General features: G+C 54.4%; 16 protein-coding genes. 8 read left to right on the forward strand and 8 right to left on the reverse strand.

Annotated elements, in window-relative coordinates:
- Positions 1–3: 3 nt before the first annotated feature.
- Both arcC and arcA read right to left on the reverse strand, forming a co-directional pair.
- Entirely contained in the window at positions 4–915 is a 912-nt protein-coding gene (gene arcC / locus E0L21_RS05215) for a carbamate kinase (protein WP_131407371.1), read from the reverse strand.
- 10 nt (positions 916–925) lie between these two features.
- On the reverse strand, positions 926–2,146 hold the full coding sequence (arcA, locus tag E0L21_RS05220; protein WP_131407373.1) for an arginine deiminase: 1,221 nt from the start codon (positions 2,144–2,146) through the stop codon (positions 926–928).
- 675 nt (positions 2,147–2,821) lie between these two features.
- Between arcA and E0L21_RS05225 the strand changes: the two genes are divergently transcribed.
- The gene (locus tag E0L21_RS05225) at positions 2,822–3,274 is read left to right on the forward strand and encodes a YhcH/YjgK/YiaL family protein (protein WP_131407463.1); all 453 of its coding nucleotides are present in this window, start codon (positions 2,822–2,824) and stop codon (positions 3,272–3,274) included.
- Between the two features lie 40 nt (positions 3,275–3,314).
- On the opposite strand, the gene argF is transcribed toward E0L21_RS05225, so the two are convergent.
- Positions 3,315–4,319, reverse strand: coding sequence for an ornithine carbamoyltransferase (gene argF, locus E0L21_RS05230; protein WP_131407375.1), 1,005 nt, complete (start codon positions 4,317–4,319; stop codon positions 3,315–3,317).
- A complete protein-coding gene (gene argL, locus E0L21_RS25445; RefSeq protein ID WP_235855201.1) occupies positions 4,289–4,384 on the reverse strand; it encodes a putative translational regulatory protein ArgL in 96 nt (31 codons plus the stop codon). The genes argF and argL overlap by 31 nt, the downstream gene beginning before the upstream one ends.
- A gap of 98 nt (positions 4,385–4,482) precedes the next feature.
- Here argL and rraB point away from each other — a divergent pair, with 98 nt between their 5' ends.
- Together rraB and miaE are read left to right on the forward strand one after the other, a co-directional pair.
- A complete protein-coding gene (gene rraB, locus E0L21_RS05235; protein WP_131407377.1) occupies positions 4,483–4,905 on the forward strand; it encodes a ribonuclease E inhibitor RraB in 423 nt (140 codons plus the stop codon).
- A gap of 45 nt (positions 4,906–4,950) precedes the next feature.
- Positions 4,951–5,709, forward strand: a complete 759-nt coding sequence (gene miaE / locus E0L21_RS05240; protein WP_131407379.1) for a tRNA isopentenyl-2-thiomethyl-A-37 hydroxylase MiaE — start codon at positions 4,951–4,953, stop codon at positions 5,707–5,709.
- 20 nt (positions 5,710–5,729) lie between these two features.
- Here miaE and E0L21_RS05245 read toward each other — a convergent pair whose 3' ends face one another.
- A complete protein-coding gene (locus E0L21_RS05245) occupies positions 5,730–6,233 on the reverse strand; it encodes a GNAT family N-acetyltransferase (RefSeq protein WP_131407381.1) in 504 nt (167 codons plus the stop codon).
- A 197-nt stretch (positions 6,234–6,430) separates the two neighbouring features.
- On the opposite strand from E0L21_RS05245, the gene E0L21_RS05250 reads away from it, so the two are divergent.
- The gene (locus tag E0L21_RS05250) at positions 6,431–7,633 is read left to right on the forward strand and encodes a YjgN family protein (RefSeq protein WP_131407383.1); all 1,203 of its coding nucleotides are present in this window, start codon (positions 6,431–6,433) and stop codon (positions 7,631–7,633) included.
- Between the two features lie 83 nt (positions 7,634–7,716).
- On the opposite strand, the gene E0L21_RS05255 is transcribed toward E0L21_RS05250, so the two are convergent.
- The 3 genes from E0L21_RS05255 to pepA all read right to left on the reverse strand — a co-directional run bounded on the left by E0L21_RS05255 (position 7,717) and on the right by pepA (position 12,744).
- The gene (locus E0L21_RS05255; protein ID WP_131407385.1) at positions 7,717–10,572 is read right to left on the reverse strand and encodes a valine--tRNA ligase; all 2,856 of its coding nucleotides are present in this window, start codon (positions 10,570–10,572) and stop codon (positions 7,717–7,719) included.
- The gene (gene holC / locus E0L21_RS05260; RefSeq protein ID WP_017459073.1) at positions 10,572–11,015 is read right to left on the reverse strand and encodes a DNA polymerase III subunit chi; all 444 of its coding nucleotides are present in this window, start codon (positions 11,013–11,015) and stop codon (positions 10,572–10,574) included. Before holC ends, E0L21_RS05255 begins: the two co-directional genes overlap by 1 nt.
- 217 nt (positions 11,016–11,232) lie before the next feature.
- Positions 11,233–12,744 carry a leucyl aminopeptidase gene (gene pepA, locus E0L21_RS05265; protein WP_017459072.1) on the reverse strand — a complete coding sequence of 504 codons (1,512 nt, stop codon included), beginning with the start codon at positions 12,742–12,744 and terminating at the stop codon, positions 11,233–11,235.
- A gap of 153 nt (positions 12,745–12,897) precedes the next feature.
- Between pepA and E0L21_RS25190 the strand changes: the two genes are divergently transcribed.
- From E0L21_RS25190 to E0L21_RS05285, 4 genes are all read left to right on the forward strand, one after another.
- Positions 12,898–12,948, forward strand: a complete 51-nt coding sequence (locus tag E0L21_RS25190) for a hypothetical protein (RefSeq protein WP_216848985.1) — start codon at positions 12,898–12,900, stop codon at positions 12,946–12,948.
- 63 nt (positions 12,949–13,011) lie between these two features.
- Positions 13,012–14,112 (forward strand): LPS export ABC transporter permease LptF, encoded by a 1,101-nt coding sequence (gene lptF / locus E0L21_RS05275; protein ID WP_131407387.1) that lies wholly within the window; start codon positions 13,012–13,014, stop codon positions 14,110–14,112.
- Positions 14,112–15,194: an LPS export ABC transporter permease LptG gene (gene lptG, locus E0L21_RS05280; protein WP_131407389.1), complete on the forward strand. Its 1,083-nt coding sequence runs from the start codon at positions 14,112–14,114 to the stop codon at positions 15,192–15,194. Before lptF ends, lptG begins: the two co-directional genes overlap by 1 nt.
- Positions 15,195–15,251: 57 nt before the next feature.
- A complete protein-coding gene (locus E0L21_RS05285; RefSeq protein ID WP_131407391.1) occupies positions 15,252–15,734 on the forward strand; it encodes a hypothetical protein in 483 nt (160 codons plus the stop codon).
- Positions 15,735–15,753 lie beyond the last annotated feature (19 nt).

The following is a 15,753-nucleotide window of genomic DNA, read 5'->3' on the forward strand; positions in this document are numbered from 1 at the left end:
AAATCAGTAACGAATCAATGTGCCTTTGTCCCCGGCGAGAATGGCCGGGCCATCTGCCAGCGCGCCAATGCCCGCGATGCCGTGACACTGCTCGACAAACTGGCGGCAGGCGGCGACCTTTGGCCCCATTGAGCCTGCGTCGAACTGCATGCCTTGCAGCATGTCCGGGGTGACTTGCGCCAGCGGGCGCTGCGTGGGTTTGCCCCAGTCGAGGTACACCGCGTCGGCATCGGTCAGGATCAGCAGGGCGTCGGCTTCGATTTGCCGCGCCAGTAGCGCCGCCGAGAGATCTTTGTCGATCACCGCTTCGATGCCGTGGTAGCCGTTGGCGTTTTCCACCACCGGCACGCCGCCGCCGCCATTGCAAATCACCAGGTGATCGCGGTTTATCAGCGCGCTAATGGCGTCGCTTTCAACAATGCGTTTGGGTTGCGGGGAGGGCACCACGCGGCGGAAATAGCGACCATCGGCCTTAAATACCCAGCCTTTTTCCTGCTGCAGCGTTTGGGCTTGCGCCTCGCTGTAAACCGGGCCGATGTATTTGCTGGGGTTGCTGAATGCCGGGTCACTGGCATCCACTTCCACTTGTGTGAGCAGGACGCTGACTTCGCGCTGTGGCAGGTTGTTTTTCAGCGACTGTTGCAGCATGTAGCCAATCATCCCCTGGCTTTCTGCGCCGAGAATATCGAGCGGGTAAGGGGTAACTTTGTCGTAAGCGCTGTTTTGCAGCGCCAGCAAGCCGACCTGCGGCCCGTTGCCGTGTACCAGCACCACGCGCCACTGCGCGGTCAGCCCGGCGATGGTGCGCGCGGCAAGGTCAATGTTCTGGCGCTGGATATTCGCTTCCAGCGGTTCACCGCGTTTCAGCAGCGCGTTGCCACCTAGGGCGACAACCAGCGTGGGTTTTCTTTCCATGATGGCTCCTTTAAATGCCGTCGCGTTCGAGTGGACAGCTCATGCAACGCGCACCGCCGCGCCCGCGTCCCAGTTCGTCGCCGGGGATCGGCAGCACGGTGATCCCGGCTTTGTCATATTTTTCGTTGGTCCAGATATTGCGTTCGTAGCCCACAACCACGCCGGGGCGCAGCGTGAGGACGTTGTTGGCGTCATTCCACTGTTCGCGTTCAGCTTCAAAGGCGTCGCCACCGGTGGTGATAAGCCGGATCTGGTCAATCCCGAGCGCTTTTTCGATGGCGTGTAGCAGGTCGCTTTCCTGCGTGCGTTGCAGGCCGCCGCGCCCGTCCGGGGTGAGCGTCCAGCAGTGGGCGTCTTTACGCACTACTTCGGGGTAAACGGAGAAGGTGTCGATATCGATATGGGTCATCACCGTGTCGAGGTGCATGCAGGAGCGGTGTTTCGGCAGTTCGACAACGATAACGCGTTCAGCTTGGCGGTGTTTGAACAGGCTATTGGCAAGAAATTCTACGCCTTGCGGTGTAGTCCGTTCAGACAGGCCAATTAATACCGCGCCGCGACCAATCACTAATACATCGCCACCCTCCAGCGTGGCGTGATCGTAATTAATATTCGCGTCGCCAAAGTATTTAATAAAATCGCCATCGGCGAATGCCGGATGCCAGCGATAAATAGCGCGCAGATTATTCGTTTCCCGCTGGCGGGCAGGTTTGGCCATCGGATTAATCGACACGCCGTTATAAATCCAGCACGACGTGTCACGGGTAAATAAATGGTTGGGCAGCGGCTTCATAATAAAATCATTCGCCGTGTGGGTATCCACTACCATATTTTTAATAAATGCCGGGATCTCGCCGTAGGTTAATCCACCGCTGAGCCGCCGTGCCAGTTCACGGTGCGGCATATCCGCCAGCCAGCTGCGTACGTCTGCGGCGAAGGTTGGGCCAAGGCGATAATCAGAGATCTGGATTTCCAGCAGCCAGGCTTTTGCCTCTGCAATATCAAGCGTTTGTGTCAGAAGATCGGTCAACAGCAGGACTTCCACACCCTGCTCGCGCAGCGTGTTTGCAAAGGCGTCATGCTCTTCCCCTGCGCGTTCAACCGATAACACGTCATCGAATAGCAGCTCCTGACAATTCGACGGTGTTAACCGTTTCAGGCTTAAATTGGGGCGGTGCAGCATAACGCTACGCAATTGACCTATTTCAGAAGCGACGTAGTGATTTTCCATAATTATTCCTTTAACTTTTTTTCAGAATAAAAAGGGGCGCGCAATGAAATATGATTAATTTCTTTGCGTGTTAATGATGATTAATTTCATGGCTCATAGTAGAAGCCGTAAGAATTAATAGTGTGATTACGCTCACGTCGAATGGGATATTAAATCGCCGCCGTTCAATTGCATGATTCGCATCAGGGAATAGAGAATTAGCCTAATTATAAAGATGAATGCTTACGCATTAATGGCTGAACTTATTCATGGTTGTTATTGTTTTGTAGCTATTCATCAATTTATATGAATATGTAACGCATTGATTAATAAGTTTTAATCGTAACGAGTGGAATAGATATGCAAAAAAATGAATAGAACGATTCTGCTGGTGGCAAAAAAGGGAAATAACCAGTGAATGAATGCGCAAATTGATGGGGTGCTAAAGTGTGATCGGGCAAAATTTTTTTAAATAACTGCTTTTTTATCAGTATGTCACCACGTATTGCTGGCGCTTCGGTTTGGGCTTTATGCATATTTACTGCATAAAAGACTACCCGGTCTTAACAGGCATATAACATATTTTCCAATAAACATGCATTGCAACAAATCTCCGGTAAAAAGTGGTGGTATGGCAGTGTGAATTTTCGTATAAAAGCTAAAAATGAAACGATGTTTTATGTTGAGGGCTACACCATGATCGTTGGCAATATTCACAATTTACAATCCTGGCTGCCGGAAGAGCTGCGCCAGGCTATTGAACACGTTAAGCAGCACGTCACCGACGCGACTCCCGCTGGCAAACATGATATCGACGGCAACCGCCTGTTCTTTTTGGTATCCGAAGATATGACCCAGCCGTTTGCGGAGCGTCGAGCCGAGTACCACGCACGTTATCTGGATATTCAAATTGTACTGAAAGGCCAGGAAGGGATGACCTTCAGCACCCAGCCCGCGGGCGCGCCGGACACCGACTGGTTGGCGGATAAAGACATTGCGTTTTTGCCGGAAGGCGGGCAGGAAAAGACGGTGGTACTGAGCGAAGGGGATTTTGTGGTGTTCTACCCCGGCGAAGTTCACAAACCGCTGTGTGCGGTAAAGGCGCCGGCGCAGGTGCGTAAAGTTGTCGTGAAGCTGCTGATTGCATAAGCGTAATGCCCGGTCGCGCTGCGCAACCGGGCTTATTGCGTTACTTGCTGAGGGTGGCAACCATCACTGCTTTGATGGTGTGCATCCGGTTTTCCGCCTGATCAAACACAATGCTTGCCGGTGATTCAAATACCTCGTCAGTCACTTCCATGCCGCCGTGCAGACCAAACTCTTCCGCCATTTTCTCGCCGAGCGTGGTCTTATCGTCATGAAATGCGGGCAGGCAGTGCAGGAATTTCACCTGCGGGTTACCAGTGAGCGACAACATTTTGCTGTTGACCTGGTAAGGCCGCAGCAGCGCGATACGCTCCGCCCACTTCTCTTTCGCTTCGCCCATCGATACCCACACATCGGTGTAAATGAAATCCGCGTCCTTCACGCCGGCGGCGATATCTTCCGTCAGCAGAATGTTGCCGCCGTTTTTCACCGCCAGCGCTTTGCATTCTGCTACCAGGCTTGCTTCTGGCCAGCAGGCTTTTGGCGCGACAAGACGCAGATCCAAACCCATCAGCGCGGCGGCTTCCAGCATGGAGTTGCCCATGTTGTTACGCGCATCTCCGGCGTAAACCAATTTCATCTGGTTAAAGGCTTTGCCCGGCAAGTGCTCGCGCATGGTCAGAAGGTCGGCCAGCAATTGAGTCGGGTGGAATTCAGTGGTTAAACCGTTCCACACCGGTACGCCTGCGTATTGCGCCAGCGTTTCGACAATCTCCTGGCCATAACCACGATATTGAATGCCGTCGTACATGCGCCCCAGTACGCGCGCCGTGTCTTTTATTGATTCTTTATGTCCGATTTGGCTGCCGCTTGGGCCGAGATACGTTACGCGAGCACCTTGATCATATGCGGCAACTTCGAAAGAGCATCGTGTGCGGGTTGAGTCTTTTTCGAAGATGAGCGCGATATTTTTCCCGGTAAGTTTCTGGACTTCCTGACCTTTTTTCTTATCCGCTTTCAGCTGCGCGGCGAGTTGCAGCAGGGTATTGATTTCAGCAGGTGTAAAATCGAGCAGTTTCAAAAAATGCTTTTGATAAAACGCGGACATATTTCCCTCACATGGCGAAGGCCACTTATTGAATTAAAATTCAATTTATATGTATGAATATTCATTTGCAACCCCGTGTTATAAATCTTTTCGGCGAGGAGTGGAGGCAATGCCAGCGGTGTGTGACAATAAGTGTATCTGCCACATTGATGAGGAACGAGCCATGGCGAACCCGGAACACCTGGAAGAACAGCGCGAAGAGACGCGTTTGATTATTGAAGAATTGCTGGAAGATGGCAGCGATCCTGATGCGCTGTATACCATTGAGCATCACCTGTCGGCAGATGATTTCGAAACGCTGGAAAAAGCCGCTGTTGAAGCCTTTAAACTGGGCTACGAAGTGACAGAGCCGGAAGAGCTGGAACTGGACGAAGGTGAAGTGGTTATCTGCTGTGACGTACTGAGTGAAAGCGCGCTGAACGCCGATCTGATCGACGCCCAAGTGGAACAACTGCTTAACCTGGCTGAGAAATTCGACGTTGAATACGACGGTTGGGGAACTTACTACGAAGACCCGAACGGCGAAGAGAGTGACGATGACGACGAGGATTACGTCGACGAAGAAGATGACGGTGTTCGTCACTGAGTAAATATTGCGGCAGCGTTCGCTGCCGCAATGCAAGGAACCATCATGGATTACCCGCAAATACTCTCCCCGGTTTTAAACTTTCTGCACTGCCCGACACCGCAATCCTGGCTGGACAAAGCGCGCGATCCATCAATGCTGCCGCTGCTGCTTACCGATCATATGGTGTGCGAACTGAAAGCGGCGCAAACCGCCATGCTGCTGGTGCGCCGTTATGTGGCGGATAAAAGCGGTTCGGACGCGCTACTGGCGTGGCTGAAACCCTATGAAGAATTTACTTTTCGCGAGGGGCCGGAGCCGGATTTTGTCGCGCTGCATAAGCTGATTGGCAAAAGTGTGATGCCGCAAACTGACGATGCCTGGGGCCAAGCGCTGATTGATAGCATGGTGCTGTTGATCAAAGAGGAGTTACACCACTTCTGGCAGGTGCGGGAAGCCATGCTCGCCCGTAACATTCCCTACGTGAAAATTACCGCCAGCCGTTATGCGAAAGGGATGCTCAAAGAGGTTCGCACGCATGAACCACTGACACTGGTCGATAAGTTAATCTGCGGTGCCTATATCGAAGCGCGCTCCTGCGAGCGTTTTGCAGCATTGGCGCCGTGGCTGGACGAGGACTTGCAGAAATTTTACCTGTCGTTGCTGCGCTCTGAAGCGCGTCACTATCAGGATTACCTGGCGCTGGCGCAGCAGATTTCGACCACTGATATCAGCCCGCGTGTGCGCCATTTCGGTGAAGTGGAAGCATTGCTTATCTCAACACCGGATGCGGAGTTCCGCTTTCACAGCGGCGTACCGGTGTAAGGCCTCGGGATGCTTCAGGGTTACAGGGTTTTCAGCATCCGCACTTCGCAGTCTACGTGGCCGGTGCAGCCGAGCGGGCCGTCGATATGCTCAAAGCCAAGGCGTTCATAAAGCCCAATGGCGTCGGTCAGAAAAGCAGTGGTTTCCAGATAACAGCGGTTAAAACCCTGCGCGCGGGCGTGTTCCAGCGCCATTTGCGCCAGTTTCTTCGCCAACCCTTGCCCACGCGCGCTGGAGAGGAAGTACATTTTTTGCAGTTCGCAGATGTCCGGCTCGCTACATTTCAGTGGCGCGACGCCGCCGCCGCCCACCACTTCGCCGTTTTGCTCCACGACCCAATAGGCGCAACCCGGGCGGCTATATAACTGATAGAGCTCATCCAGTTCGGGGTCGGCAACGGTGTAGCCTTTATCGGCGGTGAGGCCATATTCCGCAGATACCTGGCGGATCACAGATGCGATTGCTGCGTTGTCGGCGGCAGCAATCCGGCGCATTTTTACCTCTACCGGAGCGGTCACATTCATCTCTGCACTCTGTTTTTGGGGTTATAAGCTGATCCTGCTTAATACCACTACCAGGGCGTTCTGGCAAGACCAGGAATATTGGGCGCTATTTTTTTGACCGGGAGCTATTTAGACTTAATAGTGGAGATAACCATTTCGCAATATTGTTGTGGTTGACTGCATTTGTCTTGGCTTCTTTTTTTACGATAAGGATTGTTATGACTTCCGAAACTCATGGTTCCGTGGCGGCTTCCGTGCGCCATTTTCTCTTTCAGGGCAGCGGGAAGGGCTATTTCGTGGTTTGGCTGGTCAATATTCTGCTGACCTTAATAACGCTGGGGTTATATTTGCCGTGGGCGTTAGTGCGCGCGCGTCGTTATTTTTATGAGAATACTGAACTTAGCGGTGCGCGTTTTTCTTATCATGCGACCGGGCGTTCTATTTTTGTCGGCTGGCTCTGCCTGTTAGTGCTGTATGTGATTTTCTTTATTAACGTGGCCTACCAGAACGTACTTTTACAGCTCTGTATGATGGGCCTGTTCCTGATTTTCTTCCCGTGGTTGATTACTCAGGGTCTGCGTTATCAAATGTTGATGACAGAGATTAACGGCGTGCGGTTTAATTTTTACGCCAGTCCTCTGCGCGCCTGGTGGGTGATGATGGGCTGCCCGCTGTTGATTATTATCGCCTCGGTGGTAGTGTTCTCCCTCTTTGTGACTTCGGCATTAAGTAGCGGCTCATATGGCGCTATTTCCGTGATGATTGGTATCGGTACATTGGTATTACTGCTGGGTATTGCCATTATGCAGGGCGTATATGCTGCGCAATGGTTTGGCATGCTGATTAATAATTTGCAGTACGGCAAACTGAAATTCTCGGCTGAAATTTCAATGAAAAAATGCATCACCATTGTAGTGCTGTCGATGCTGCTGTTTGTGCCGTTTATTGTGCTGGTAATGGTGATGATTATTCCGTCATTCATTACGATGTCAGAATATGCTTATGCAGCGGGCGGCGATCCGGAGCAATTAGCGCTGATGATGGGGCCGCTTTACGGCAAATTAGTACTGAGCTACCTGATTTATATTGTCGGGGCGATTGTCTGCTTCCTTTTTGCGTTTGTGAAACTGCGCGCCTACATTTACGGGCAACTGGCGCTGGAAGGGAACATTCGTTTCTCCTCAACGGTGGCGATGGGCCGTATGTTCTGGATTTCCATCAGCAATATGATTGTGTGCTGCGTCACGCTGTTCCTGGCATGGCCGTGGGCGAAAGTGCGTATGACCCGTTATCTGCTGGAAAATACCCATGTTCATGGCGACCTTGAAGCATTGCCACTGGAAGATCATGGTGTGCAGCCCGCGAAAGATCCGGCGAATCTGCTGGCTCGCGGCTTGTCATTCTACCCGGCGGTGCTGTAATTCGCCGGATGGTGATGATGTCTTATCCGGCCAGAAATTAAAAAAGCCGGGCATCGCTGCCCGGCTTTTTTTATGCGCGATGATTACAGCGCGGCGATAACCGCCTGCTGCTCAATCAGCTTCGCTTTTGCTTCCGCGTAGCCATCAAGCTTCTCGCGTTCTTTGGCAATTACCGCTTCCGGCGCGCGCGCCACAAAACCTTCGTTGCCCAGCTTACTTTCGATGCGGCCAATTTCCTGCTCAACTTTCGCTACTTCTTTCGCCAGACGTGCCAGCTCTGCGTCTTTGTCGATAAGACCCAGCATTGGGATCAGCAATTCTGCGCCGTCGACGATTTTGGTTACTGAAACCGGGCCCTTATCGTTGGCAGGCAGGACAGTGATGCTCTCCAGACGCGCCAGTGTTTGCAGGAAGCTCAGGTTGTCATTTACACGACGCTTCGCTTCCTCGTTCGCGCTACGCAGTAGCAGCTCCAGCGGTTTACCCGGCGCAATATTCATTTCAGCACGAATATTACGTACCGCGATGATCGCCTGTTTCAGCCACTCGGTATCTGCCAGCGCTTTCTCATCCACCTGCGCCGCGTCGTACTGCGGGAACGGCTGCAACATAATGGTGTCGGCGGTAATGCCTTTCAGTACTTTCACGCGCTGCCAGATGGTTTCGGTGATAAACGGAATGATCGGATGCGCAAGGCGCAGCAGACCTTCCAGCACGGTGACCAGCGTGTTACGGGTGCCACGCAGTTCCGCTTCAGAACCACCGTTCATGACCGGTTTGGTGAGCTCCAGATACCAGTCACAGAACTGGTTCCAGGTGAACTCATACAGAATGCCCGCCGCGATATCGAAACGGAAGTTATCCAGCGCGTCACGATAGGCTTTGATGGTCTGGTTGAATTCGGCCAGGATCCAGCGGTCCGCCAGTGACAGCACCATTTCACCGCCGTTGAAGCCGCAATCCTGATCTTCGGTGTTCATCAGTACAAAGCGGCTGGCGTTCCACAGCTTGTTACAGAAGTTACGGTAACCTTCCAGGCGTTTCATATCCCAGTTGATGTCGCGGCCGGTTGAAGCCAGCGCCGCGAGGGTGAAACGCAGGGCGTCGGTGCCGTGCGGTTCAATGCCGTCCGGGAACTGTTTCTCGGTGCGCTTGCGGATTTTCTCCGCCAGCTGTGGCTGCATCATGTTGCCGGTGCGTTTTTCCAGCAGATCTGCCAGCGAAATACCGTCAACCATATCCAGCGGGTCAATCACGTTGCCCTTGGATTTGGACATCTTCTGGCCTTCATCATCGCGGATAAGACCGGTCATGTAGACGGTTTTAAACGGCACCTGCGGCTTGCCGTCTTCATCTTTGATGAAGTGCATGGTCATCATGATCATGCGCGCAATCCAGAAGAAGATAATGTCAAAGCCGGAAACCATCACGCTGGTCGGGTGGAACTGGCGCAGCGCGTCGGTGTTTTCCGGCCAGCCGAGGGTTGAGAACGTCCACAGCGCGGAGGAGAACCAGGTATCCAGTACGTCGTCGTCCTGGCGCAGGGCGACATCGGCGGCCAGATTGTTTTCCTGGCGCACTTCGTCTTCATTGCGGCCAACATAAACGTTGCCTTCGTTGTCGTACCACGCCGGAATGCGGTGACCCCACCACAGCTGACGGGAGATACACCAGTCCTGAATGTCGCGCATCCAGGAGAAATACATGTTTTCGTACTGTTTCGGCACGAACTGAATGTCGCCATTTTCAACGGCTTCCACCGCCGGTTTCGCCAGCACATCGGCACGCACATACCACTGGTCGGTGAGCATTGGTTCGATAACCACGCCGCCGCGATCGCCGTACGGAACAGTCAGGTCGTGCGGTTTGATCTCTTCCAGCAGGCCAAGCGCGTCAACAGCCGCGACGATAGCTTTACGCGCGGCAAAACGCTCCAGCTTCTGGAACTCAGCCGGGATATCCGCCGGATAAACGTCAGATTCGTTGCCGTTGGTGTCGTACACCTGTGCGCTTTCACGGATATCACCGTCAAAGGTCAGAATGTTGATCATTGGCAGCTTGTGGCGACGGCCGACTTCATAGTCGTTAAAGTCGTGCGCCGGGGTGATTTTCACGCAGCCGGTGCCTTTTTCCATGTCGGCGTGTTCGTCGCCCACAATCGGAATGCGGCGGTTCACCAGCGGCAGCACCACGAATTTGCCAATCAGATCTTTGTAGCGCGGATCTTCCGGGTTCACCGCCACGCCGGTATCACCCAGCAGGGTTTCCGGGCGCGTGGTGGCAACCACCAGGTAATCTTTACCGTCGGCGGTTTTCGCACCGTCGGCCAGCGGGTAGCGGATATGCCACATTGAGCCTTTCGACTCGCGGTTTTCCACTTCCAGATCGGAAATCGCCGTGCGCAGTTTTGGATCCCAGTTCACCAGGCGTTTGCCACGGTAAATTAAGTCTTCTTTATACAGGCGGACGAACACTTCTTTTACGGCGTTGGAGAGGCCTTCGTCCATGGTGAAGCGTTCACGATCCCAGTCTACGGAGTTACCGAGACGGCGCATCTGGCGGGTAATGGTACCGCCGGATTCCGCTTTCCACTGCCAGATTTTGTCGATAAAGGCGTCGCGACCGTAGTCGTGGCGGGTTTTACCCTCTTCGGCGGCAATTTTACGCTCAACCACCATTTGGGTGGCGATACCCGCGTGGTCAGTCCCCGCTTGCCACAGGGTGTTTTTCCCCTGCATGCGCTGGTAGCGGATCATGGTGTCCATGATGGTCTGCTGGAAGGCGTGGCCCATATGCAAACTGCCGGTGACGTTCGGCGGCGGGATCATGATGCAGAAGCTTTCCTGGCTTTCATCACCGTTCGGTTTGAAATAGCCCTGCTTTTCCCACTGCTCGTACAGCGGCTGTTCGATATCTTTGGGGTTGTATGTCTTTTCCATTATTTCCAGGTTGCCGTGTTCAGGTTGAAACCAGCCATGCGGTACGCTTTATAGCGTTCGCGCGCCAGTTGTTTCAGAGAATCTTCGTGAGGAACGAAGTCTATCACTTCTGTGAAAGCGGTGGCAAAATCTGCAAATTCCGCGCGCAGGCTGATCAAAATATCGCGCGGGCTGCTGTTGCGTTTTTGTGGCCAGGCCAGCTCCACCGGCGCACCGCCGCGTGGTCCTTCGCCTGCCAGGTTGTGCGGCACAAAGCTCTCCGCCGGGCGCGCCCACAGCGCTTCATCCAGACGAATTGCTTGTTGTTCATCGGCACAGGCAATCAGCACGCGTTTACCGTTACGCCAACGTTCTGCGGCAATTTCACACACCAGTTGTTCGACGGCGTTTAAGCCGTCAGCGGCGTTGTCATTGTCCAGAAGGTAGAACGTTGCATTTTTCATATATGGGGCTTTTAGTTGAGGATTTAAACGCGGTATCCGTCGTCTTTCACGCTGCGTCTTTGTTGGCTTCCTTTGCGCACCCCAGTCACATAGTTATCTATGCTGCTGGGGATTTGCTCAGTTGCCGCCGCGATGCAACGCGAAATCCATCGGGTACAGCATCCGCATTGCGCGAGGGTACAGGCCGGATAAGCGCGCTATCCGGCCTTGACGACGCTTACTCTTCGCCGTTAAACCCGGCGCGGTTCAGCAGGAACTGCGACAGCAGCGCCACCGGACGACCGGTTGCGCCTTTGGCTTTACCAGAACGCCATGCAGTACCGGCGATATCCAGGTGCGCCCAGTTGTACTTACGGGCAAAGCGAGAAAGGAAGCAGCCGGCGGTGATCGCGCCGCCAGGGCGGCCGCCTATGTTCGCCATATCCGCGAAGTTGGACTCAAGCTGTTCCTGGTACTCATCGGCCATCGGCAAACGCCACGCGCGATCGCCCGCCTGCTCGGACGCGCCAATCAGCTCGTGCGCCAGCGGGTTGTGGTTCGACAGCAGCCCGGTGATGTGGTGGCCGAGTGCAATCACACACGCACCGGTCAGCGTCGCAACATCGATTACCGCTTCCGGCTCGAAACGCTCAACGTAAGTCAGCACGTCGCACAGTACCAGGCGGCCTTCGGCGTCGGTGTTCAGCACCTCTACCGTCTGGCCGGACATGGTGGTCAGCACGTCGCCCGGACGATAAGCGCGCCCGCCAGGCATGTTTTCACAACCCGCCAGCACGCCAATGACGTTGATCGGCAGTTGCAGCTCGGCGACCATGCGCATCACGCCATACACCGCCGCGGCGCCGCACATGTCGTACTTCATCTCGTCCATGCCTTCGGCTGGTTTGATGGAGATACCGCCGGAGTCAAACGTCAGGCCTTTGCCCACCAGTACGATTGGACGCGCGTCTTCTGCCGGGTTGCCTTTGTATTCAATCACCGACATCAGCGATTCGTTCTGCGAACCCTGGCCAACCGCGAGGTACGAGTGCATGCCCAGCTCGCGCATCTGCTGCTCGCCAATCACGCGGGTGACCACGTTTTTGCTGTAGGTATCGGCTAACTGACGCGCCTGAGACGCGAGGTAGCCTGCGTTACAGATGTTTGGCGGCATATTGCCGAGATCTTTCGCCGCTTTGATGCCAGCCGCAATCGCCAGACCGTGCTGAATAGCGCGCTCGCCGCTGGTCAGCTCGCGGCGGGTCGGCACGTTGAACACCATTTTACGCAGCGGGCGACGCGGCTCGCTTTTGTTGGTTTTCAGTTGGTCGAAGCTGTAAAGGGTCTCTTTCGCAGTCTCAACGGCCTGGCGTACTTTCCAGTAAGTATTACGCCCTTTTACATGCAGTTCGGTCAGGAAGCAGACGGCTTCCATTGAGCCGGTATCATTCAGCGTGTTAATGGTTTTCTGAATCACCTGCTTGTACTGGCGCTCGTCCAGTTCACGTTCTTTACCGCAGCCAATCAGCAAAATACGTTCGGAGAGGACATTCGGTACGTGGTGCAGCAGCAAAGTCTGCCCCGGCTTGCCTTCTAGTTCCCCACGACGCAGCAGCGCACTGATGTAGCCGTCACTGATTTTATCGAGTTGCTCGGCGATCGGAGAGAGCCGGCGCGGTTCAAAGACACCCACAACGATGCAGGCACTCCGCTGTTTCTCCGGGCTACCGCTTTTTACACTGAACTCCATGCACTACGCTCCTGAATCTTAAAGACAACGGCGGCGGCTACGGATAGAATTGCAAGCTTTCGTAACTCGTGTCCGCTGTTGCGGTGACTTCGTGTTAATCTTAATGTTACTTCGGTTTCGGCACGTCAGAATCGGGTCTTACGCGCGTATCCGCTGAGTATATTAATCTTAGCGATCATTTCGACGACTCAAGAGAATAAATGACGTTTAAGCCATGAAACAAGCTATTTTCCAGCAAAAATACTGGTTTTTACGGGCGTATTTAAAGTGATAATCATAAGATATCTGGTACGGGAGACGCTAAAAAGCCAGCTTGCGATCCTATTCATCCTGCTTCTGATTTTCTTTTGTCAGAAACTGGTAAGGATTTTAGGCGCAGCCGCTGATGGCGAAATCCCTACGAACCTCGTGCTCTCACTGCTGGGGCTGGGCGTGCCGGAAATGGCGCAGCTTATCCTGCCGTTGAGTCTGTTCCTCGGCCTGCTGATGACGCTGGGCAAACTTTACACAGAAAGTGAAATCACCGTGATGCACGCTTGCGGCCTGAGCCGCTCGGTGCTGGTGAAAGCGGCGATGATCCTCGCGTTGTTCACCGGGGTTGTCGCTGCAGTCAACGTCATGTGGGCAGGCCCGTGGTCTTCCCGCCATCAGGATCAAGTGCTGGCAGACGCGAAAGCGAACCCAGGCATGGCAGCGCTGGCGCAGGGACAATTCCAGCAGGCGACGGATGGCAGTTCGGTGCTGTTTATTGAAGGTGTTGAAGGCAAAAACTTCACCAACGTTTTCCTCGCGCAGATCCGCACTAAAGGTACTGCTCGCCCGTCTGTGGTGCTGGCGGATTCCGGGCATCTCTCGCAGCATAAAGACGGCTCGCAGGTGGTGACGCTCAATACCGGCACCCGTTATGAAGGCACCGCGTTGCTGCGTGACTTCCGCATCACGGATTTCCAGAACTATCAGGCGATTATTGGTCACCAGGCGGTGGTGCTCGATCCGTCGGATACCGAACAGATGGGCATGCGCACGCTGTTCAAAACAGATACGCCGCGCGCACGCGCTGAACTGCACTGGCGCTTAACGCTGGTGTTTACGGTCTTTATGATGGCGCTGATGGTGGTGCCGCTGAGTGTGGTCAACCCGCGTCAGGGGCGCGTATTGTCGATGCTCCCCGCCATGCTGCTTTATCTGGTCTTCTTCCTGCTGCAAACCACGCTGCGTTCGAACGGCGCGAAAGGCAAACTGGATCCGTTGGTGTGGATGTGGCTGGTAAACCTGGCCTATTTCGCGCTGGCCGTGGTGCTGAACTTGTGGGATACGGTGCCAATGCGCCGGGTTCGCGCCCGTTTTACGCGTAAAGGAGCGGTATAATGCAGGCTTTTGGCGTACTCGACCGCTATATCGGTAAAACCATTTTCACCACCATCATGATGACGCTGTTCATGCTGGTGTCGCTCTCCGGCATTATCAAATTTGTTGATCAGTTGAAAAAAGCCGGGCAGGGGAGCTATGACGCGCTGGGCGCGGGGATGTACACCATTCTCAGCATCCCAAAAGATATTCAAATCTTCTTCCCGATGGCTGCGCTGCTTGGCGCGCTGTTAGGGCTGGGCATGCTGGCGCAGCGCAGTGAGTTGGTGGTCATGCAGGCTTCCGGCTACACCCGCATGCAGGTGGCGCTGTCGGTCATGAAAACGGCCATCCCGCTGGTGTTACTGACCATGGCGATTGGCGAATGGGTGGCGCCGCAGGGTGAGCAAATGGCGCGTAACCAGCGTGCACAGTCGATGTATGGCGGCTCGCTGCTCTCCACACAATCGGGTTTGTGGGCGAAAGACGGCAGCAACTTTATCTATATTGAGCGCGTAAAAGGCGACGATGAACTCGGCGGCGTGAGCATTTATGCCTTCAATAAAGAGCGCCGTTTGCAGTCGGTGCGCTATGCCGCGTCGGCGAAGTTCGATCCGCAGGAGAAGATCTGGCGGTTGTCGCAAGTTGATGAATCTAACCTGACGGATCCGAAACAGGTGACCGGCGCGCAAACCGTGAGCGGCATCTGGAAAACGAACCTTACGCCGGACAAACTCGGGGTGGTGGCGCTGGATCCGGACGCGCTCTCCATCAGCGGTTTGCATAACTACGTGAAGTACCTCAAGTCGAGTGGCCAGGATTCCGGGCGCTATCAGCTCAATATGTGGAGCAAAATCTTCCAGCCGCTATCCGTGGCGGTGATGATGCTAATGGCGCTGTCGTTTATTTTCGGGCCGCTGCGCAGCGTGGCGATGGGCGTACGTGTTGTCACCGGCATCAGCTTCGGCTTCGTCTTCTACGTGCTGGATCAGATTTTCGGCCCATTGACGCTGGTATACGGCATTCCGCCAGTGGTTGGCGCACTGTTGCCGAGCGCCAGCTTTTTCCTGATTAGCCTGTGGCTGATGATGCGAAAAAGCTAGTTGATTCCTGAAAAGAGAGGCTGAGGCCTCTCTTCTTTTTTCTGCAAGGAGCACCGCATGTTGATACGTGCAGCGACGCATCTCTCTGTCATGATCGTGTCTTGTTTGTTGAGTGCGCTGGTTACCGTGGCGATGCTGAGTGCGCAGTGGGCGCTTTCCCTCCTCGGCGATAGCGCGGTGCTGGCGCTTGAACTGCTGGTAGCCGTTATTGCGCTGAGCCTGGTTCATTGGCTGATTCAGCGAGCGGATACGCTGGCACAGCAGGTCGGCACCGTGCGGCGCGGTTCACCACAAGAGTCACAGGCAGACCGGGTGCTCGCCCGGTTTAGCGCGGCGGAAAACACGCTGAGCAGCCTGTGGATGGCGTTTTCTCTTCCGGCCATCGCCGGGTTCTTCCTGCTGGATTCGCGTACCGCCTTGTCTTTGCACGGTGTGCTGCTGGTGCTGGCGATTAGCGGGATTCTTGTGCTTGGCAACCGTCTCGACACGCTGCGCAACCTGCGCGGTTACGCGGTGGATTTTGGCCGCAGAGCACCGTGAACCCATTCAGTAAAATCTG

The organism is Kosakonia quasisacchari (assembly GCF_004331415.1).
Classification (GTDB): Bacteria; Pseudomonadota; Gammaproteobacteria; order Enterobacterales; family Enterobacteriaceae; genus Kosakonia; species Kosakonia quasisacchari.